We start from the raw sequence: 17733 nt of genomic DNA, 5'->3' as shown, positions 1-17733 counted from the left end.
CACCCCCTGCAATCCATCCCCTCCCTTTTTCACTCTATCCCCTCCATCCCCTCCCTCTAATCCAGCGAGAAACAAGATCATGTCGAAACAAGACCGAGTGGCACAAAATATGGGGATGGGGCTGGTGAAGGGCGCAAACGGATTTGACCTTGGGTGGCAAGACCGGCTGGCGGACGAGCGCAAGCGCTGCTCGGAGATCATGGCTAAGGCTGCGCCGCCTGCAGAAATGGTCGCGGCACCCGTCGCTCCGGCGCGCGGCACGATGGTGCTGCAGCCCAACTTGGTCGTGATGCCGGGCGGCACGCGCAAGCGCGATGGGGCGCACTGGCGCGCTGCTGGTCCGCTGGAAGTGATGGTCGAGCAGGCCCGTATGCGCCACGAGGCCAAGGGCCGGGAAGATGAGGACTTTACCGCGCCGTTCTCGCCGTCGCAGATTGCCGTGAGCGAGGACTATCGGACACTCGTCGAGCGCTACGAGGCGGGCCTGTGCAAGGTGTCGCGCTTCGAGGCGGGCCGCTCTGGATCGGACGGGCAGGGATCGGCCATCGATACCTACATCCAAGAGGCGCGCTGGCTCGATGAGCTGCGCCGCCGGATCGGCGATGGTGTGACGATGCAAGTGCGCCGCCACCTCGATCGCGACAATGCCCGCCGCGCCATTCCCGTGCGCGTGCTGGTGGACATGGTGCTGGTGCAGGGCCTGACCCTAAGCGACGTTCTCCGCCAGCACGGATGGGCCAAGAAGACGGACCACCTGCGAATGCTCCGGGGTGAGTTGGGCGCAGCGCTAGACAGGATGTGCGGCTATCGTGACGCCTGACCACAAAATAGGGGATTGACACTTAGGTCACTCGTCTGCATCTTCCTTGCCATCATCTACAGTTGCGCCCGCAGGGAACCACCCTAGCGGGCGCTTCGCATTTCCCCTTCATGGATCGACGGCATGGGCAGGCTCTCTGCGTTGAAGGGCAGCATTGCCCCTTTGCCTGCGCGCCTTGGCTATGCCGACGATTTGCAGCCCGATGGGCGCAGAGCGCGGGACAAGGTCCAGTACTGGCGCCGGTGGTACAAGACAGCGCAGTGGCAGCGGCTCCGTTGGTCGGTGCTGCAGCGTGATCTGTTCACCTGCAAGCGCTGCGGCCATGTCGAAGGTAACACCGCCTTGCTGGTCGCTGACCACAAGGTGCCGAACAGCAAGGCGGCAATCACAATGACCGTCGCTGAGCACCACGCGTTGTTTCACGATCCAGCGAACCTGCAGTGCCTGTGCAAGGGCTGTCACGACAGCGCGAAGCAGGCCGAAGAGAAGGCGGGCAGGCACCGCCGCTGAAGGAGGGGGGGGGCAATCTCTGGGGGTGCCCGGTCGCCTAGACCCGCGCCCCTCTCATCTGGAGGTTTTTTTCCTTGGGCAAGCGAGATTCCGGGGAGGTCGCCGCAGTCGATCTGCTCGGCGATCCCGTTCAGCCAATCCGCGACCCGCGCGGGCGCAAGTCGGCTGTGGCCAATGCGACAATTCGCAAGGAAATTCAAACGGTTGTCATGTCCATGCGCTCCGTGGGCAAGACGCAGGAAGATATCGCGCAGTATCTGCACATGGATGCCAAGACTCTGCGCAAGTATTTCTCCCGAGAGCTGGATCACGGCGCGATGCTTCTCGAAGGCATGGCAATGCAGGTCCTGGTGAAGAAGATGCTGGACGGCAACGTGTCGGCGGCGAAAGAGGTCCAGAAGATCTGCGCGGCGCGGTCCGCGCCTCGATCCTCCGCACCGAAGCAGCCGAAGGCGCCGCCGCTGGGCAAGAAGGACCAGCTGAACAACGAAGCCCGAACCCCGACGCTGGGTTGGGGTGACGTGCTGCCGAACTGATGGCCTTTGATTTCGCTTGCCCGGACTGGGCAGAGAAGCTCATGCGGGGCGAAACGCCCATCGCGGATCTGCCGCTGGATGACGTTGCAGCCGATCAGGCTGTGGCGATCTTCAACATGCTGCGTCTGCCAGACGTGCCGGGCCAGCCACCGTTGGCCCACGCTGCCGGGGATTGGATGCGCGACATCGTGCGATCAATTTTCGGGTCGATGGTATGGGTCGCTGATGAAGAGCAACAGCCTCGGTTTGTGCGCCAAGTCAGCGAGGTGTTTATCCTCGTGCCAAAGAAGAACGCGAAGACCACCAGCTCGGCGGCCATCGCGCTGACGTTCATGCTGCTGAACAAGCGGCGCAATGCGGACTTGCTGATCATCGGGCCGACCCAAAAAGTCAGCGAAGTGGCGTTCGAGCAGGCCAAGGGCATGATCGACGCTGACGAGTTCCTGCAGAAGCGGTTCCATGTGCAGGACCACAAGAAGACGATCCGATGCCGCGTCACGAATGCGCGGCTGATGGTTCGGACCTTCGGCATGGACGTGCTGACCGGGGCGAAGCCAGTCTTCGCGCTGATCGACGAGATCCACCTCTTGGGGCAGATCCCGTATGCCAAGGATGTGATCCGGCAGATCCGCGGGGGCATGATGCCTTTCGACGAGTCATGCCTCGTGATGATCACGACGCAGTCGGATCACCCGCCGGCGGGTGCGTTCCGAGACGAGCTGCAATATGCCCGTGCGGTGCGCGACGGTGTGATGACGGATCGCGTCCGGCTCCTGCCGGTGCTGTACGAGTTCCCGGAGAAGATCCAGACCAGCGACGACAAGCTCTGGATGGACCCGGCGATCTGGCACATGGTGACGCCGAACCTCGGCAGATCGATCACGCTCGATGCGTTGCAGGACGGCTTCGCACGGGCAAAGCAAGACGGGCAGGCAGAGCTGATCGCTTGGGCCACGCAACACCTCAACGTCGAGGTTGGGCTGGCGCTGCACTCAAACCGCTGGGTGGGCGCGGACTTCTGGCAGGCCAATGCCGAGCCGGAGCTAGCCGACCTCGATGTCATTCTCGCGCGATCCGAGGTCGCGGTGATGGGCATCGACGGCGGCGGCGCTGATGACTTGATGGGTGTGGCCGTGATCGGCCGCTGTCGCGAGACGAAGGACTGGCTTTTGTGGGTCAAGGCATGGGCGCATGCCACGGTCCTGACCCGCCGCAAGGAGATCGTGCCGCTGCTGCAGGAGTTCGAGAAGCTCGGTCAGCTCACGATCTGCACCGATCCGACGCAGGATCTGCGTGAGGTGGCCGAGATCGCCGAGCTGCTGAACGAGCGGGGCCTTCTGCCGGAGGCGGCCGCAGTCGGCCTCGATGCAGCTGGCGTGGCTGCGCTGGTCGACGAGCTGTCGGGTGCGGGACTGTCGCAGGCGCAGCTGGTCGCGGTGTCACAGGGATACAAGCTCAGCTCCGCGATCTGGGGCATGGAGCGGAAGCTGATGGATGGGACGTTCCGCCACGGTGGGACGCGCCTGCTTTCATGGGTCGTGGGCAATGCCCGCGCGGAACAGAGGGGCAATGCCGTGCTGATCACGAAAGAGACTGCAGGCAAGGCAAAGATCGACCCGCTGGTCGCTGCGTTCAACGCCTTCATGCTGATGAGCCGGAATCCGAACGCGTCTCAGGCTCAGATCACGCCGTGGGACCTTGACCCGAACTACCGGATGGTCGTCTGATGAAGCTGTTCGGCCTTCAGATCACGCGCAGCAAGCAGGAGAACCGAACGACGGTCGCGCAAAGCGCCTCGCCGTCTGAGTTCTATGCTGCGCTCGGTCTGAGCGTTCTGGACGGGGCGTCTGATGTTCCGGTGACGATCGACACCGCTCTCGGCGTCCCGGCGATCTGGGCCGCGGTGAACTTTATCGCTGGCACGCTTGCTGGGTTGCCGTTGCATCTCTATCGCCGCAAGGGCGCAAACCGCGAAAAGGTCAGCGATAGTGCACTGGCGCGCTTGCTCCATGACGCGGCAAACGAAGAGCAGTCGTCATTCGAGTTCAGGAAGTGGCTGTTCGAGCAAAGTCTGTCCGGCGGTCGCGGCCTTGCATTCATCGAGCGTGATGCCGCTAGGCAGCCGATCAACTTCTGGCCGTTGGAAGCATCCAAGGTAACGGTGCGCCGCGAAAACGGGCGCAAGCTTTACGACTTCAAGCCCGGCGATGGGCGCGGTACGCTGACCTATCAGGCAAGTGAGGTCATCGATCTACCGTTCATGCTGAAGCCGGACGGCATCGGTCATCGCGGGCCGATCATGTCGAACCGGGACATCATCGCGCTTGCCATCTCGGCAAACACATTCGCCTCGAAGTTCTTCCTCAACGGCGGGGTGCCGCCCTTTGCGATCACCGGCAACTTCCAGACCGGCGGTGCGATGGGCCGCGCAGGTGAGGATCTGCAGGATGCCGTGCGCAAGGCTGCCAAGGAACGGCGGCAGGCGCTCGTCATGCCGCAGGGGCTAGACATCAAGTCGATCGGCGTCGATGCGGAGAAGACCCAGCTTCTGGAACTGAAGCGGTTCATCGTTGAGGAAATCGCGCGTATCTACTCGCTGCCGCCGACCTTCCTGCAGGACCTAAGCCACGGGACCTTCTCGAACACGGAGCAGCAGGACCTGCACTTCGTGAAGCACACCATGAAGCGTTGGGTTGAGGCATTCGAGCAAGAGCTCAACCTGAAGCTCTTCGGGCGGCACAACAAGCGTTACTTCGTTGAGATGAGCATGGACGGCCTTCTGCGCGGCGACTTCAAGGCCCGCATGGAAGGTTACGCGACGGCCATCCAGCACGGCATCCTGATGCCGAATGAGGCCAGACAGATGGAAAACCGCCCGGATGATCCGGCGGGCAACACTCTCTTGGTGCAAGGCGCGATGGTGCCCATGGCGCAGGCGGGGCAGGGCGCGGCAGAGCCGGTGGCCGACAATGGAGGTGCAGGCAATGGAGCGTGAGGTTCGGGGCGGCATCGCCGCTGAAATCCGTGCTGAAGGCAACGAGGTGCGCGTTGCGGGCTATGCGGCCGTGTTCGGGCAGGAAACCGACATCGGCGGCTATTTTCGTGAGGTCATCGCGCCTGGGGCGTTCGATGAGGCCATTGGGCGCGATGACGTGGTGTTTCTGATCAACCACGATGGCCTGCCTTTGGCTCGCACCCGCTCCGGCACGCTTAAGCTGACACAGGACGACAAAGGCCTTCGGATGGAGACCGTCCTTGATGCAGAGGACCCCGATGTTCAGTCGATCATCCCCAAGATGAAGCGCGGGGATCTGGACAAGATGAGTTTCGCGTTCTGGCCGGAAGTGCAGGAATGGGACGAAAGCGGTGACATTCCCGTGCGCACGATCCGCAAGGCGCGCCTGTTCGATGTCTCGATCGTCACGACACCCGCCTATGACGGCACCAGCATCGCGCTTCGCAGCCTCGACCAGCACCGCCTGGACACGAAGCGGAAGAATTTCAGCGCGGCGGCCATGCGCCATCGCCTGAAGATGAACCTGCGCCTTCGCGGCGCGGAGAACGGCTGAACGGCTGCGCGCCGGAAGCCCATCCCTGAAAACCGGACAGCAAGGAGAAAACCATGTCCCGGATCATCGAGCTTCGCGAGAAGCAGGCGCGCATTCATGCCAATGCGCAGTCGAAACTGAACGAGATCACCGACAGCACGCCGGAAGATCGCGCTGCCGAGATCAACCGCGAATTTGACGCAATGCTGGCCGAGTTCGACAAGATCGGCGAGCAGATCGAGCGCGAGCAGAAGATCGAGCGCGCCCGCGCCGTGCTGGAACAGCCGGACCCGCGCCGCCCGAATCTCGACGGCCGCGCCGATGGGCAGGATGATGGCAAGCCCGTGACCTATCGTGAGGCCTTCGCGGAGTATCTGCGCAAGGCTGGCGACATGGGTTCGATGCGCCCTGACGCGCGGGCCGTGCTGCAGACCGGCTTCGAGCAGATCGAACAGCGGGCGCAGACCGCCGGCACCGGCTCGGCGGGTGGCTTCACCGTGCCGACCGAGCTGCAGGCGATCCTCATCCGGGCGATGAAGGACTGGGGTCCGATGTACGACGAGGACATCTGCACCGTCCTGAACACGACCTCGGGCAGCCCGATGCCGATGCCGTTCGTCGATGACACGGCGCGGGTCGCGGCAGCGCAGGCTGAGGGCGTGACGCTTACTGATGACGGTGGTGAAGACGCGGTCTTTGCGCAGCGTCAGCTCGACGCCTTCTCGGCCTCGACCGAATGGCTGCGCGTGTCCTATGAACTGGCCAACGACAGCATCTTCAACATGGAGCAGCTGTTGGGTTCTCTGCTGGGCGAGCGCCTTGGCCGCCGCGCCAACCTGTGGCTGACCACTGGCACGGGTTCGGGGCAGCCGAACGGCATCATCACTGCCGCAACGCTGGGTGTGACCGCCGCCTCGGCGACGGCTGTGACGGCGGACGAGATCATCGGCCTGCAGCACTCCGTCGACCCGGCCTATCGCCGTTCGCCGAAGTGCCGGTGGATGTTCCATGACAACATCATGCTGGCAATTCGTCGCCTGAAGGATGGTCAGGGCAACTATCTGTGGCAGATGGGCGATGTCCGCACGGGCCAGCCCGATCTGCTTCTGGGCAAGCCCTACTCGGTGAACCAAGACATGGCTTCTGCCCAAGCCGCAGCCGCCCGCATCATCGCGTTTGGCGACTTCTCGAAGTACTACGTCCGCAAGGTCGGTGCCCCGCTCATTGGCGCGATTCAGGACAAGGACTTCTGGCCGGGCTTCGGCATCGCGGGCTACATCCGCCTCGACGGCGAGCTGGCCGACACTGGCGCCGTCAAGTACCTGCGCAACGCCTGATCCGCAGGAGCAGAGCAACGGGGGAGGCTTTAACGGGCCTCCCTTTTCCATTGGAGGACGGCATGAAAGTCAGACTTCTGGTGCCCCGATCGGGCAATGACGGTGCACAGAACATTGGCGACATCGTCGACGTGTCGGCAGAAGAGGCAGAAGCGATGGTCGCCGCAGGGCAGTGCGAGGTCCTGCGCCGTGGCAAACCTGAGCGCGCCGAGGGTCCCGCAACGCCGCCGGAGCAAGCCTGATGCTTCTTCGCCGCGTCTCTGCCGCCGCAATGCCGGTGCCGCTGACCGAGATCATGGACCAGCTGCGCCAGCCGCAGGATGCCCCGACCTACATCGAGGGCATCCGCGCCGCAGCGCATGACGTGGTTTCGGAGATGAGCGGGCGCTGCCTTGGCGCAGAGACGTGGGAGGTGATGCTGGCAGAGGGCTCGGGCGACATCGTGCTGCCCAAAAGCCCGGTTCAGTCGATTACCTCGATTTCGTATTTTGATGCTGCAGGTGCGGTGCAGACCGTTCCTGTGGAGGATTACCTGCTTTTTGCAGGTCAGGATCGCGCCAAGCTGCGGCCTGCGGAAGGCAAGAACTGGCCAACGCTGCAGCGGCGGGAGGATGCCATGACCATCCGCTTCGTGGCAGGCTACACGGTTCTGCCGGACGGGCTGAAGGCGGCGGTGCGACAGGCATCGCAAAGCATCTATGAGGGCGGAGACTTTCCGCCATCGATGCACATCCTGATCAACGTCCACCGCCTTGGCTGGGTCGCTGCATGAAATCCCTCCGCCAGATGGATCGGCTTGTGGCTTTCGATGCGCCAACAAGCGCGCCCAACGGTCAAGGTGGGACGATCGTCGGCTGGCAGGAACAGATGCAGGTGTGGGCCAACTTTCGCATTCTGCGCGGTGGCGAAGTCGTCCAGTCGGCAAGACTTGAAGGGCGGCAGCCTGTTGTTGTCACAGTCCATGCAGGCCACCGGACGGCTTCCATTACGCCGGAGTGGCGCATGCGCGATCTTCGCGACGGTCGTGTCTATGCCATCCGCACATGCCCACCACCTGGGCGCGAGAAGTTCATCGAACTCACCTGTGAAAGCGGCGTAGTGCCGTAAAGGAGAAACCTATGCAGGCAACTATCGGCATTTCGTGGAAGGCCTCTCAGGCCAGCCCCAACAGCCTTTTCGGCGCGCTTGAAAGCTCGGAGATGCGGGCCGCGATCAACACTTCGCTAGGCACGGGCGCGGATCAGGCTGACATCCTCTACATGGCGCAGCGGACCATTCTGACTGGCGCCAACGATGACATCGATCTGGCAGGCGTCCTGACGAATGCGTTTGGTCAGGTCATCACCGCTGCCGAGATCGTCGCGCTGTTCATCCACAATCAGCCGATTTCTGGCGCGGACAACACCACCAACCTCACGATCGGCGGCGGCACGAACCCGGTGACTGGTCTTCTGGGCGGCACCACGCCGACCATCGGCCCGATCCGTCCGCGCGGTTTCATGCTGCTGGGCAATCCCGGCGCGACCGGGATCTGCCCCGTGACGGCCGGGACGGGTGACATCCTGCGCGTGGCCAACTCTGCCGGGGCAACGATCAACTACCAGATCGCCATCCTCGCCCGTTCCGTGGCCTGATCCACACCATGAGCACGTCTAACGCTCTGCAGACCCTGATCTTCAATCTGCTGGTCGGGGATGCAGGCGTTGGCGCGCTTGTGGGTGACAAGATCTACGACCGGCCTCCGGCAACGGTGGCCGCGCCTTACGTGACCTTCGGTGCCTCGGATTACGTGCCGGATGACCATGAGTGCATCGACGGTCGCGTAGAGACGATCCAGCTTGATGTCTGGTCCGAAGCTCGGGACGGCAAGCGCGAGGCGAAAGCCATCGTGGATGCGATCCGGAACTGCCTCCATGACGCCACCGGCAACCTGACTGTCGGGGCCTTGGTCACGATGCGGGTCGCTCTGGCGCGAGTGTTCGACGATCCGGACGGTCGCACCACGCATGGTGTGATCCAGATCGAGGCTGAGATCGAAGAGGAAACCGCCTGATGGCTGTCGAGGGTTTGTCCGCGTTTCAGCGCAAGATGGCGCTGATCCCGAAGGCAATCATCGATGAGGTCAGGAAAGAGCTGGAGAAGCAGGCCACAGAGCTGGTCGACATGATGCGCCGCCTTGCACCAAAGGAAACTGGGGCACTGGCCGCATCGATCGGCTGGACGTGGGGCGATGCGCCGAGCGGATCGATCAAGCTCGGCACGGTCGCTGCTTCCGAAGGCTCCAGCCTGCGGATCACGGTCTATGCCGGAGCCGCAGGCAAGAAGAAGGACGGCGGCACGTTCTATGCGCGCTTCCAAGAGTTCGGCACCAAGAACATGCCAGCCAACCCGTTCTTCTTCCCGGCCTATCGCTCGAAGCGCCGCAAGATCCGTGGCGCGCTGTCGCGTGCGGTGAAGCGGGGCATCAAGAATGCCATCTGACGAAACCAAAGCGATCTTCCTGCGGGAGTTCCACTGGGGCAGGCCCAAAAGCCGGATCGGCTTTGGTGCCAAGGCCTCGCCCGACGCTCAGTCCTTTCCCCGCGATTTCATCGCGGCAGCCATCGCCGCCGGGGCAGCTGTCCCGGTGGAGAAGCCCGCCGCGCGGCGGGGCCAAACCCCGCGCAAGCAATCCTGATCCGCCGCATCAGCGGTCCTGTTCCAAAAGGAGGTTCACATGGCTGTCGCCGTGACCCAGAAGTTTGAAGAGATGGTGCTGGAGATCGAGACCACCACCCCCGGCACGTTCACCCGCATCTGCGGCCTGACCGATGTCGAAGTGACCCGCACGTCGAACATCGACACGGTCGAGATCCCGGATTGCGATGATGAATCGCTGCCGCACTCTCTGGAGAAGCAGGTGCGCTCCATCGAGGTGTCGATCAGCGCATCGGGCGTCTGGGCGCAGCAGTCCTGGGGCACGATGTCGGATTGGTTTTACAGCGGCGCGACCCGCAACATCCGCCTTCGCAACACCCGTGCCGCCATCGGTGATTTGCAGACCGAAGCGGGTCCTGCGCTGCTGGCAAACCTGTCGAACAGCCGCACTAAAGGCCAGAAGGTCACGGCCACCGTCGAGATCCAGTTCGACGGCACGCCGACCCGCACCGACCGGGTTGCCTGATGGGGCGTAGCGTACGGCTGAGCTGGGTGGGCGGTGAGCATGACTTTGCCCTCCGGCTCGGCGAACTGCGCGGCCTGCAGGACCAGACCAATGCAGGCCCGCACGAGCTGCTTACGAAGCTGCAGGTCGGCACATGGCGCGTCGATGATCCGATCCGCACGATCCAGTTCGGGCTGGTCGGCGGCGGCATGGACCGCATCGAGGCCGGGAAACTGGTCATCGCGATGGCCGAGCTTCACGGCCTGAGCAGCCTCGTTCCCCTTTCCATCGGCATCCTTGGCTCTGCGCTGGCAGGCGTTGCGGGTGATGAAGTGGGGGAGCCGATGGGGGTGGGTCCGACGAGCCAGTCGGAAAATGGCGGTTCAGCCAGTTCTACGGATCTGGGGCCGCTGCCGGATTCACCCCTGACCAGATCGACGGAATGACGCTCTGGGAGTTCATGGCCTGCATGGACGGAGTGCGCCGCTTCCACGGCGGCAAGAAGGACGCGCCGCGAGGCGACATCGAGGAAGATCGCCTGCGCGATCTCGGCATTGAGGGCTTCTAGGCATGAGCGAAGACATCCAAGCGCTTCTGGTTCGCCTTGAGGCCAACGCGACCAAGATGATCTCGGAGACCAAGAAGGCCAGCAAGACGGTCTCGGACGAGCTGCGGAAGATCGACAGAGAGTTTCGGCAGACCAACAGCGGTGCGACGGAAGGCCTTGCCCGTAAGGGTCGGCAGATGCGCGAAAGCGCAGGCGAGTATCGCAACCTTGGCTTTGCGGCGCAGAACGCGGCGTTTCAGGTTGGGGACTTCTTCACGCAGGTCGCAGGCGGGACTGAGCCAACGCGGGCCATGGCGCAGCAGCTGCCGCAACTGCTCGGCAGCATGGGCCTGATCGGCGCTTTGGCGGGTGCGGCCGCCGCGGCCCTGATCCCTCTGGCTGGAAACCTGTTGAATGCAGGGGAATCCAGTATGACGGCCGAGGAGGCGATTTCGAACCTCGGTAAGGCAATCGACAGCTATCGCGCGGCATTGGAAAACGTGCAGACGCCCTCTGCCGAACTTGTGGCGCAGTATGGGAGCCTGTCGGCCGCCGCGCGGGACTTTGCTTTGGCCTTGGCGGAAATCAATCGCGTTTCCGCCTTCGATGCACTGACCCAGTCAATTGACTCGGTCACCGGCCCGCTGTTGGCACTGCGGGATGTAATGCGCGACGAATTTGGCGGCGAAATTGCTGGCACGGATAACTGGCGTTTCCTCGCCGAAGAACTTGGCGTTGCTGAAGCCAATGCAAGCGCCTTGGCCGTGGCGATGTACGCATTCGATACGGCAACAGGACCTGCAAGGCAGGCAGAGGCGGCACAGAGGCTGTCGGAGTTGCTGCTGGCCTCGGCTGGCAGCTACGAGGCGATGAATCCTGCCGCCCGCAGGCTTTATGACGAAACCATCCGTATCGGTGATGAGGCAGCTGATCTTTCCGGCGCAACCGAAGCTGTAAGCCGTTCTGCGGAGCAGATCGCCAAGAACATGGCTTCGGCCTATCAGATGTACGCGATGACCCGCGGCATGGCCACGGAGCTTGCCAACGAAACCGCTCGCGCATCCGCGGCCGCTGCATCGCTGGCATACGGCAAGGTGGCAAATGAGGGTGGAATGGACTCGATCGCTCGCGCGACGATGCGCGAGTTTACCCCGAACCCGTTCGGAACTCTTGCCAGTGGCGCCGGTGGCGCTGCCCGCCCCGCACCACGCGGCGGTGGTGGCGGCGGCGGTGGTGGCGGTGGCAACGATGTCGCTGCCGAGGCCAAGCGGATCTACGACGAGACCCGCACCGCGGCGGAGAAGTACCGCATCGAAGAGCAGCGGCTTGGTGAACTGTTGCGGATGAACGCAATCACACAGGACACCTATTCCCGCGCCATCGACGGCCTGAAGGACAAGTACCGCGACACGAGCGACTCCCTGTCTCAGTTCTCCGACGCGTTCCGCTCCGGCTTCTCCGATATGATCTCCGGCGTTATCGATGGCAGCATGAAGGCCGAAGACGCGGTGCGCCGGATGGTGACGCGCCTCGCCTCGATGATGATCGAGAACCAGATATTCAACCTGCTGGGCAGTCTCATGCCCAACGTGTTCGGCGCAGGCGGCTTTCTGCCTCTGACCAAGTCCGCGATGGGCAACGTCTTCATGGGCGGGCGCGTGCAGGCCTTTGCGACGGGCGGTGTGGTCAACGGCCCGACCGCCTTCCCGATGCGGGGCGGCATGGGCCTCATGGGCGAGGCTGGCCCCGAGGCCATCCTGCCCTTGACCCGCGTCAACGGCTCTCTCGGCGTCCGGGCATCTGGTGCGGGCGGCGGATCGAGGACCATGGTGCAGGTCATCAACCAAGGCGGTGGTGAGGTTCGGCAGGAACGCCAGCAAGGCCCCGGCGGCGATGAGCTGATCCGCATCACGGTCGGCAAACAGATCGCGCGCGGCGACCACGATTCCGCGATGCGTGGCCGGTACTCAGCGCGGCCTGCAGGGGTGAAACGATGATCCCGTACTGGCCAACCAACGTTCCAGACTGCCCGGAACGGTACCGCGCCTCGGGCGGTCCTGTTGAAGCCCGCGCCTCGTTCCAGCCAGAGCGCGGTCCGGAGATCACCCGGCCCGCCACCACGGCGCGGTGGGAAGAATGGACCGTGCCAATGTCGCCCTTTACCTTGGCCCAGTTCAACGCCTTCGAGACGTGGTTCGACACCACGCTGGCGCGCGGCTCAAAGGCCTTTGCATGGCGCCACCCGGTGACGGGCGTGATCGGTCTGTGGCGGTTCAAGGCAGGGCAGCAGCGGCCCTATGATGTGGGGCAGACAGCCAAAGGCTATGTACTGGTCAGCTTCACCGCGCTGCGACAGCCCGGCACGCCTTGGTGGGCACCCTACGTGCGCCCGAATGAAAACCGCGTGCCAAAGGTCGTGGCTGACTATGCCGGATCGGTGTTCGGCGTCGACGGCATCAGGACCGCTGCCTCGGCCGTCGCGGCTGTGGCTGGTACCTTCGATGTCTATACCACCGCCACGCCCTCTGGGATCGTGACGGAACAGCTGGCGCGCGTCGTCACGGCCGGCCAGATCCCGGCAACCGCGCCGGGCGGCGTGTCGCGTATCGTGGCCTACATCCCGTGAGCCGCGTTGATGCCGAGGCGCAGCGCCTCACGCTGGAACAGGAGAACGGTCCGCACGCACTGATCGCGTTCCTGACCATCGAACATCCTGCGTTCTCTGATCCGATCAGGGTGGTTTCGGACGTGATGGCATATCAGGTCGGCGGGGTGACCTTCGCTGGCATCCCCTTCGGCATCAAGCAGCTGACCGACACGGAAAGCGGGCCGAGGACGCAGATCGTGGTGACGAACCTCGACCGCCGGATCGGGGAAGCGCTGCGGAAATCCCAGACGCGGGCCAAGGCAGAGCTGGTGGTGCGCAGTTCGGCGGACTTCAACCTGTCCGTCGATCCACGCACCGAGATCGCGGCCACTGCCCCGATCTATGCGTTCCGGCACTTCGAGCTGGTGAACGCCGAAGGCGATGTGAGCCAGTTGGTCGGCGACATCGAGCTTGCGGATTTCAGCGTCGAGCCATGGCCCAACGTGCGGGCCACGCAAGACCGGCTGCCGGGGCTGTTTCGGTGATGGACTGGTACGCGAAGTACATCGGCCTGCCGTTCGGTGAGGGGCAGGGCGAGGTGACGTGCTGGTCTCTGGTGGCACGGGTCTACCGGGAGTGCCTCGCCATCGATCTGCCAGCCTATGGCGAGATCTCGGCGCGGGACCTCGTGCGGGTGGCCCGCACCATGGAAGCGCGCAAGGATGATGGATGGCAGGCGGTGAACGATCCGCGGGCCTTCGATGTGTGCCTCATGCGGGCACCGCGCGGCGGCGCTGTCGTGGCCCATGTCGGAGTGATGATCGATGCGCAGCGCGTGCTGCACGTCGAAGCCGCCTCTGCGGCGGTGGTGGTTCCGGTGAAGCACTTCACCGTGGCGGGGCGGATTCTGGGTTACAGGAGGCGGGCGGCGTGACGATCCTTGCAGTCTATCGCGAGCCGTTCGGGATTGAGCCGCGTGTGGCCTATATGCCGGAGGGCCTGACGCTGGCCGAAATGGCGCGGCAAATGCCGTCACTCCCGCATGACTTTGCCGATCGCGGCACGATCTGCGTGAATGGTCGCCCGGTACAGCGCACGGCATGGCGGATGATCAAGCCGAAACCGCGGCACAACGGTGTGCCGGTCGAGGTGACGTTCCATGCCACGCCAATGGGCGGCGGTGATGAGGGCGGTGGGAAGCAGATCCTCGCCTTGGTCGCATCCATCGCCCTGATCGCCGTCACAGGTGGCATCGCGGCAAACGGTATCAAGGCGCTGGGGATCAAGGGCGGGACCTTTCTCGCCCGCGCCGTTGCAACGGGTGTGGGTCTGGTTGGCTCTCTGGCACTGTCAGCCCTGTCGTCGCCGCCCACGGCCCGCCAGAACGAAACCGCAAACCGCATCGTCAACGAGGGCGCGGCCTCTGCCGAAGGCAACATCCTTGAGGCCAACGGCGCAATCCCGCGTGTCGTGGGTGAGCGGAAGGTTTTCCCGCCGCTTGCCATCGAGCCGCTGACCTACTTCGACGGCCGCGACGAGGTAGTGGAGGCAGTGTTCTGCCTCTCCGGCCCGCATCGGCTGACCGACATCCGCGTCGGGGCCGCGCCGATCGAGGACATCGGCGTCGAGTTCGAGACGCGCGAGGGCTGGCCCGGCGATCTGCCGCTGACGCTGGTGCAGCGTCAGTCCAAGACCGAGTCCGTGCAGCAAGAGATGGTGGCGCATTCGGTTTCGGACAGCGACGGGCGGACCATCGACTCTGTCACTGGCGCCATCGAGGATGCGCTGCCGCAGCCCTATGTCATGGTCACGCGCGACGACCCGGACGAGCAATGGTTGCACATCGCCTTTCCGCAAGGCCTGCACGATCAGGGCAGCACGACGGTGCAGATCCGCGTGCCGATCCGCATCCGGATCAGGCTCGCAGGCACCACGACGTGGCGCAATCTGCCCGAACTGCACTTCCAAGGCGCAAGCCTTCGGCAGCTCCGGGCGACGATCAAGCTGGAATGGAGCGACGATCCTTCGGTCTCGCCCGGCGCGGCGTCCAGCGAGGGTTTTGTCGAAGCGCGGCGCAACAGCCCGGCCCAGTCCGCAGCCCCGGTCAACGCGGCATGGAACGCCGATCCATGGTTCGGCAGTTCCGGCGATGCGTGGCTTGCGCAAGGCAACCTTGCCACCAGCGGCGTGCTCTACACCGACATGAACCGCTACACGGCGCGCTTTGTCCTCGGCACGTCCAGCTTCCCTCGCGGGCGGTATGAGATCGAGGTTATGCGCGGCGCGGCCTTCACCGCGTCGACCTATGTCTCCTCGACCTATGCCCATTCCGGCACGGTCTGGGACCTGTTCGGCTATCAGGGGTCGCCGGGGCTGATCGTTCGGACCCGCAACGGCCTGTCGGACTCGCTCTACCTGCTGCGCTCCGTCTCGCTCTGGAACCAGCACCCCGTGCCGACCGATCAGCTCGCGCTGATCGCGGTGCGGGCAAGGAACCGGGCGCTGGAGTCGGTGTCCTGCATCGCCGGTGGGTGGGTCAGGGATTGGGATGGCACAGGCTGGAATACATGGGCCGTGACGGACAACCCCGCGCCTCACCTGCGCGATGTCTTCGCCGGGTATCTAAACGCCAATCCGGTGCCGGTAGACATGATCGATGACGACACGCTGGTGACGTGGCGCGCGGCTGGTTGGCACTGCAACGCGCTGATCGAGGATCAGAGCGTCATCGAGGTGGCCAATATCATCGCGGGCTGCGGATATGCTCGGCCCTACATGTCCGAGATCTATGGCGTGGCGCGGGACTATGACCGCAGCGCCGAGGCCCCGGTGCAGATCTTCACGCCGCGCAATTCAAGCGGCTTCCGCTGGTCGAAGGGCTTCGCCAAGGTGCCGGATGGGCTGCGGGTATCGTTCCGCGATGCCAATCAGGACTATGAGACGCGCCAGATCGTGGTGCCGCGCCCCGGCTTCATCGGGACGCCGCGCGTTCTGGAGCAGGTGACCTATGAAGGCCCGGTCACTGAAGCAGAGGTCACGGCCCGCGCGACCTATGACCAGCAGCAGAGCCGGTACCGCTCGACGTTCTACAGCCTCGATGCCCCTGTGGAGGCCATTGTGGCGCGGCGTGGCGATCTCGTCGGCGTGCAGCATGACATGCTGTCGGAGTATGCCGGTTCGGCTCGGATCGTGAACTGGACGCTGAACGGTTCGGGGCAGGTGACCTCGATCACGCTGGATTGCGCCGTGTCGATCACGAATGAGCCGGATCTTCTGGCCGTGACCGATGTTCTGGCCGTGCCGGACATGCTGCTCTTGGGCAAAAGAAGCGGCGCTGTCATTCGCGGGCCTGACGGCCCCAGCGCGGTGCGCGTCCTCACCAATGCCACTGGCGAGCACACCACACTGACCTTGGCCACGCCGATCCCGGCCGCCGATGTCTATGACGGTGCGCTCGTCTCGATCGGGATCAAGGGGCAAGAGGTCCTGCGGCTGATCGTGTTCGCCGTCGACCCGCGCGAAGACTTCACAGCCAGCCTTACCCTTGTCGACGAAGCCCCTGAACTCTGGGCCTAAAAGGATAAACCATGCCGCCACGGACGACCTCCTCCGGCTCCTCAACTCCGCCGCTGACGGGCACTGATTTCCTGAACGAGTACGCGCAGCGGATGAAGTCGCTTTTCGACGCGGCGGCGTTCCCTCTGACCGCTGTCGCGGGCACGGGCAACGCCGTGACGGCATCGCTCGACCCGCCGCTCGATCCGGGCGGCTTGGTCAACGGGATGAAGTTTACCATCACATGGGCAGCGGCGAACACCGGCGCCGTCACGCTGGCGATCAACGGCGGGACGGCAGTTCCGGTCGTGGACGCGGACAACGTCGCGCTTGGGGCTTCTGCGCTGGCGGCGGGGCGGCGGTCCCTGATTGAGTTCGTCGGCACCGCGTTTCGCATTCTGTCCAGCGCGGGCGGTGGTGCGGCTGGCGCTGGTCCGGCTTATCAGGTGTTCACCACATCGGGAACTTGGACGCGACCCACGGGCTATGACCCGGATACCATGGTCATCATTGAACTTTGGGGAGGTGGCGGCGCTGGCGGTCGTGGCGCTGCTGGCAACATTAACGGTTCTATGGGCGGCGGCGGCGGTGGTTACATACAAAAGGATTTTCGTATTGCAGATCTCCCATCTTCGATTTCTGTCGTAATCGGGGCTGGCGGAACAGAGCCGAGCGGCAACGGTGGAAATTCGACCTTTGGCTCGCTCCTAACGGCCTTTGGCGGCGGTGGTGGCGCTAGCGGCGCGTCCTCCGTTACCGGAGGTAATGGCGGGGGCGCTATGGGAGCTGGCGTCAACAGCAACTCCGTAGGCGGTAGTGTGGGTGGTGGTGTAGGCGGCCAAAATGTCGCGCCTTTTTCAGACGCCACGACGATTTTCGGCGGCGGCGGCGGGAAAAACCAAGCCGCCTCTTTGCAGCGTAGCAACGCCGTCTACGGCGGCGGCGGCGGTGGCACGACCCATTCGAACATTGCCTATAATGGCGGTTTGAGTGCGTTTGGTGGGCGCGGAGGGAACGGGACGGGGGCAAACATAGCAGGGGAGAGCGGCGTTGCGCCTGGTGGCGGTGGCGCGGGCACTCAAGGCGCCGTCGCTGCAGGCAACGGAGCTCGCGGGGAATGCCGCGTCTGGATTCTGGGCTGATGGGGGAAG

23 protein-coding genes are annotated in these 17733 nt (G+C 64.1%); all 23 read left to right on the top strand.

From position 1 onward, the window contains the following. The first annotated feature begins 115 nt into the window (after positions 1 to 115). Positions 116 to 820: a hypothetical protein gene (locus tag TabM4_RS10595; protein WP_434612097.1), complete on the top strand. Its 705-nt coding sequence runs from the start codon at positions 116 to 118 to the stop codon at positions 818 to 820. A gap of 123 nt (positions 821 to 943) precedes the next feature. After that, a complete protein-coding gene (locus TabM4_RS10590; protein WP_434612095.1) occupies positions 944 to 1330 on the top strand; it encodes an HNH endonuclease in 387 nt (128 codons plus the stop codon). 74 nt (positions 1331 to 1404) lie between these two features. Continuing rightward, a complete protein-coding gene (locus tag TabM4_RS10585) occupies positions 1405 to 1866 on the top strand; it encodes a hypothetical protein (RefSeq protein ID WP_434612093.1) in 462 nt (153 codons plus the stop codon). Further along, entirely contained in the window at positions 1866 to 3593 is a 1728-nt protein-coding gene (locus TabM4_RS10580; protein ID WP_434612091.1) for a terminase large subunit, read from the top strand. The genes TabM4_RS10585 and TabM4_RS10580 overlap by 1 nt, the downstream gene beginning before the upstream one ends. Then, positions 3593 to 4861 (top strand): phage portal protein, encoded by a 1269-nt coding sequence (locus TabM4_RS10575; protein ID WP_434612089.1) that lies wholly within the window; start codon positions 3593 to 3595, stop codon positions 4859 to 4861. The genes TabM4_RS10580 and TabM4_RS10575 overlap by 1 nt, the downstream gene beginning before the upstream one ends. Continuing rightward, positions 4851 to 5435 (top strand): HK97 family phage prohead protease, encoded by a 585-nt coding sequence (locus TabM4_RS10570; RefSeq protein WP_434612087.1) that lies wholly within the window; start codon positions 4851 to 4853, stop codon positions 5433 to 5435. The genes TabM4_RS10575 and TabM4_RS10570 overlap by 11 nt, the downstream gene beginning before the upstream one ends. Positions 5436 to 5488: 53 nt before the next feature. Beyond that, entirely contained in the window at positions 5489 to 6751 is a 1263-nt protein-coding gene (locus tag TabM4_RS10565; protein WP_434612085.1) for a phage major capsid protein, read from the top strand. 62 nt (positions 6752 to 6813) lie between these two features. Beyond that, entirely contained in the window at positions 6814 to 6993 is a 180-nt protein-coding gene (locus tag TabM4_RS10560) for a hypothetical protein (RefSeq protein WP_434612083.1), read from the top strand. Continuing rightward, entirely contained in the window at positions 6993 to 7523 is a 531-nt protein-coding gene (locus tag TabM4_RS10555) for a head-tail connector protein (protein WP_434612081.1), read from the top strand. The genes TabM4_RS10560 and TabM4_RS10555 overlap by 1 nt, the downstream gene beginning before the upstream one ends. Then, positions 7520 to 7858, top strand: coding sequence for a phage head closure protein (locus TabM4_RS10550; RefSeq protein ID WP_434612079.1), 339 nt, complete (start codon positions 7520 to 7522; stop codon positions 7856 to 7858). The genes TabM4_RS10555 and TabM4_RS10550 overlap by 4 nt, the downstream gene beginning before the upstream one ends. An 11-nt stretch (positions 7859 to 7869) precedes the next feature. Further along, complete coding sequence (locus TabM4_RS10545; RefSeq protein WP_434612077.1) at positions 7870 to 8385, top strand: hypothetical protein; 516 nt, start codon at positions 7870 to 7872, stop codon at positions 8383 to 8385. Positions 8386 to 8393: 8 nt separating this feature from the next. Further along, positions 8394 to 8804, top strand: a complete 411-nt coding sequence (locus TabM4_RS10540) for a DUF3168 domain-containing protein (RefSeq protein WP_434612075.1) — start codon at positions 8394 to 8396, stop codon at positions 8802 to 8804. Continuing rightward, positions 8804 to 9232, top strand: a complete 429-nt coding sequence (locus TabM4_RS10535; RefSeq protein WP_434612073.1) for an HK97-gp10 family putative phage morphogenesis protein — start codon at positions 8804 to 8806, stop codon at positions 9230 to 9232. The genes TabM4_RS10540 and TabM4_RS10535 overlap by 1 nt, the downstream gene beginning before the upstream one ends. Further along, the gene (locus TabM4_RS10530; protein WP_434612071.1) at positions 9222 to 9428 is read left to right on the top strand and encodes a hypothetical protein; all 207 of its coding nucleotides are present in this window, start codon (positions 9222 to 9224) and stop codon (positions 9426 to 9428) included. Before TabM4_RS10535 ends, TabM4_RS10530 begins: the two co-directional genes overlap by 11 nt. Positions 9429 to 9467: 39 nt before the next feature. Continuing rightward, positions 9468 to 9914 carry a phage tail tube protein gene (locus TabM4_RS10525; protein ID WP_434612069.1) on the top strand — a complete coding sequence of 149 codons (447 nt, stop codon included), beginning with the start codon at positions 9468 to 9470 and terminating at the stop codon, positions 9912 to 9914. Continuing rightward, on the top strand, positions 9914 to 10339 hold the full coding sequence (locus TabM4_RS10520) for a gene transfer agent family protein (RefSeq protein ID WP_434612067.1): 426 nt from the start codon (positions 9914 to 9916) through the stop codon (positions 10337 to 10339). The genes TabM4_RS10525 and TabM4_RS10520 overlap by 1 nt, the downstream gene beginning before the upstream one ends. Next, a complete protein-coding gene (locus TabM4_RS10515) occupies positions 10336 to 10461 on the top strand; it encodes a hypothetical protein (protein WP_434612065.1) in 126 nt (41 codons plus the stop codon). The genes TabM4_RS10520 and TabM4_RS10515 overlap by 4 nt, the downstream gene beginning before the upstream one ends. Before the next feature lie 2 nt (positions 10462 to 10463). After that, positions 10464 to 12437, top strand: coding sequence for a phage tail tape measure protein (locus tag TabM4_RS10510; RefSeq protein ID WP_434612063.1), 1974 nt, complete (start codon positions 10464 to 10466; stop codon positions 12435 to 12437). Then, the gene (locus TabM4_RS10505) at positions 12434 to 13066 is read left to right on the top strand and encodes a hypothetical protein (RefSeq protein ID WP_434612062.1); all 633 of its coding nucleotides are present in this window, start codon (positions 12434 to 12436) and stop codon (positions 13064 to 13066) included. Before TabM4_RS10510 ends, TabM4_RS10505 begins: the two co-directional genes overlap by 4 nt. Continuing rightward, positions 13063 to 13572, top strand: coding sequence for a hypothetical protein (locus tag TabM4_RS10500; protein WP_434612060.1), 510 nt, complete (start codon positions 13063 to 13065; stop codon positions 13570 to 13572). The genes TabM4_RS10505 and TabM4_RS10500 overlap by 4 nt, the downstream gene beginning before the upstream one ends. Next, positions 13569 to 13961 carry a hypothetical protein gene (locus tag TabM4_RS10495; RefSeq protein ID WP_434612057.1) on the top strand — a complete coding sequence of 131 codons (393 nt, stop codon included), beginning with the start codon at positions 13569 to 13571 and terminating at the stop codon, positions 13959 to 13961. Before TabM4_RS10500 ends, TabM4_RS10495 begins: the two co-directional genes overlap by 4 nt. Next, on the top strand, positions 13958 to 16603 hold the full coding sequence (locus TabM4_RS10490) for a hypothetical protein (protein WP_434612055.1): 2646 nt from the start codon (positions 13958 to 13960) through the stop codon (positions 16601 to 16603). Before TabM4_RS10495 ends, TabM4_RS10490 begins: the two co-directional genes overlap by 4 nt. An 11-nt stretch (positions 16604 to 16614) precedes the next feature. Beyond that, positions 16615 to 17724 carry a glycine-rich domain-containing protein gene (locus tag TabM4_RS10485; protein ID WP_434612052.1) on the top strand — a complete coding sequence of 370 codons (1110 nt, stop codon included), beginning with the start codon at positions 16615 to 16617 and terminating at the stop codon, positions 17722 to 17724. Positions 17725 to 17733: the final 9 nt, after the last annotated feature.

Origin of the sequence: Tabrizicola sp. M-4 (genome assembly GCF_051132405.1) — a bacterium.
GTDB lineage: Bacteria > Pseudomonadota > Alphaproteobacteria > Rhodobacterales > Rhodobacteraceae > Paragemmobacter.
Note: the sequence above shows the minus strand (reverse complement) of the source record. Positions and strands in the feature narration are given on the sequence as shown.

Coding starts and splice junctions, on each gene's coding strand:
- TabM4_RS10595 (WP_434612097.1), top strand. CDS start 116: ATGGGGCTGGTGAAGGGCGCAAACGGATTTGACCTTGGGTGGCAAGAC.
- TabM4_RS10590 (WP_434612095.1), top strand. CDS start 944: ATGGGCAGGCTCTCTGCGTTGAAGGGCAGCATTGCCCCTTTGCCTGCG.
- TabM4_RS10580 (WP_434612091.1), top strand. CDS start 1,866: ATGGCCTTTGATTTCGCTTGCCCGGACTGGGCAGAGAAGCTCATGCGG.
- TabM4_RS10575 (WP_434612089.1), top strand. CDS start 3,593: ATGAAGCTGTTCGGCCTTCAGATCACGCGCAGCAAGCAGGAGAACCGA.
- TabM4_RS10570 (WP_434612087.1), top strand. CDS start 4,851: ATGGAGCGTGAGGTTCGGGGCGGCATCGCCGCTGAAATCCGTGCTGAA.
- TabM4_RS10565 (WP_434612085.1), top strand. CDS start 5,489: ATGTCCCGGATCATCGAGCTTCGCGAGAAGCAGGCGCGCATTCATGCC.
- TabM4_RS10560 (WP_434612083.1), top strand. CDS start 6,814: ATGAAAGTCAGACTTCTGGTGCCCCGATCGGGCAATGACGGTGCACAG.
- TabM4_RS10555 (WP_434612081.1), top strand. CDS start 6,993: ATGCTTCTTCGCCGCGTCTCTGCCGCCGCAATGCCGGTGCCGCTGACC.
- TabM4_RS10550 (WP_434612079.1), top strand. CDS start 7,520: ATGAAATCCCTCCGCCAGATGGATCGGCTTGTGGCTTTCGATGCGCCA.
- TabM4_RS10545 (WP_434612077.1), top strand. CDS start 7,870: ATGCAGGCAACTATCGGCATTTCGTGGAAGGCCTCTCAGGCCAGCCCC.
- TabM4_RS10540 (WP_434612075.1), top strand. CDS start 8,394: ATGAGCACGTCTAACGCTCTGCAGACCCTGATCTTCAATCTGCTGGTC.
- TabM4_RS10535 (WP_434612073.1), top strand. CDS start 8,804: ATGGCTGTCGAGGGTTTGTCCGCGTTTCAGCGCAAGATGGCGCTGATC.
- TabM4_RS10530 (WP_434612071.1), top strand. CDS start 9,222: ATGCCATCTGACGAAACCAAAGCGATCTTCCTGCGGGAGTTCCACTGG.
- TabM4_RS10525 (WP_434612069.1), top strand. CDS start 9,468: ATGGCTGTCGCCGTGACCCAGAAGTTTGAAGAGATGGTGCTGGAGATC.
- TabM4_RS10520 (WP_434612067.1), top strand. CDS start 9,914: ATGGGGCGTAGCGTACGGCTGAGCTGGGTGGGCGGTGAGCATGACTTT.
- TabM4_RS10515 (WP_434612065.1), top strand. CDS start 10,336: ATGACGCTCTGGGAGTTCATGGCCTGCATGGACGGAGTGCGCCGCTTC.
- TabM4_RS10510 (WP_434612063.1), top strand. CDS start 10,464: ATGAGCGAAGACATCCAAGCGCTTCTGGTTCGCCTTGAGGCCAACGCG.
- TabM4_RS10505 (WP_434612062.1), top strand. CDS start 12,434: ATGATCCCGTACTGGCCAACCAACGTTCCAGACTGCCCGGAACGGTAC.
- TabM4_RS10485 (WP_434612052.1), top strand. CDS start 16,615: ATGCCGCCACGGACGACCTCCTCCGGCTCCTCAACTCCGCCGCTGACG.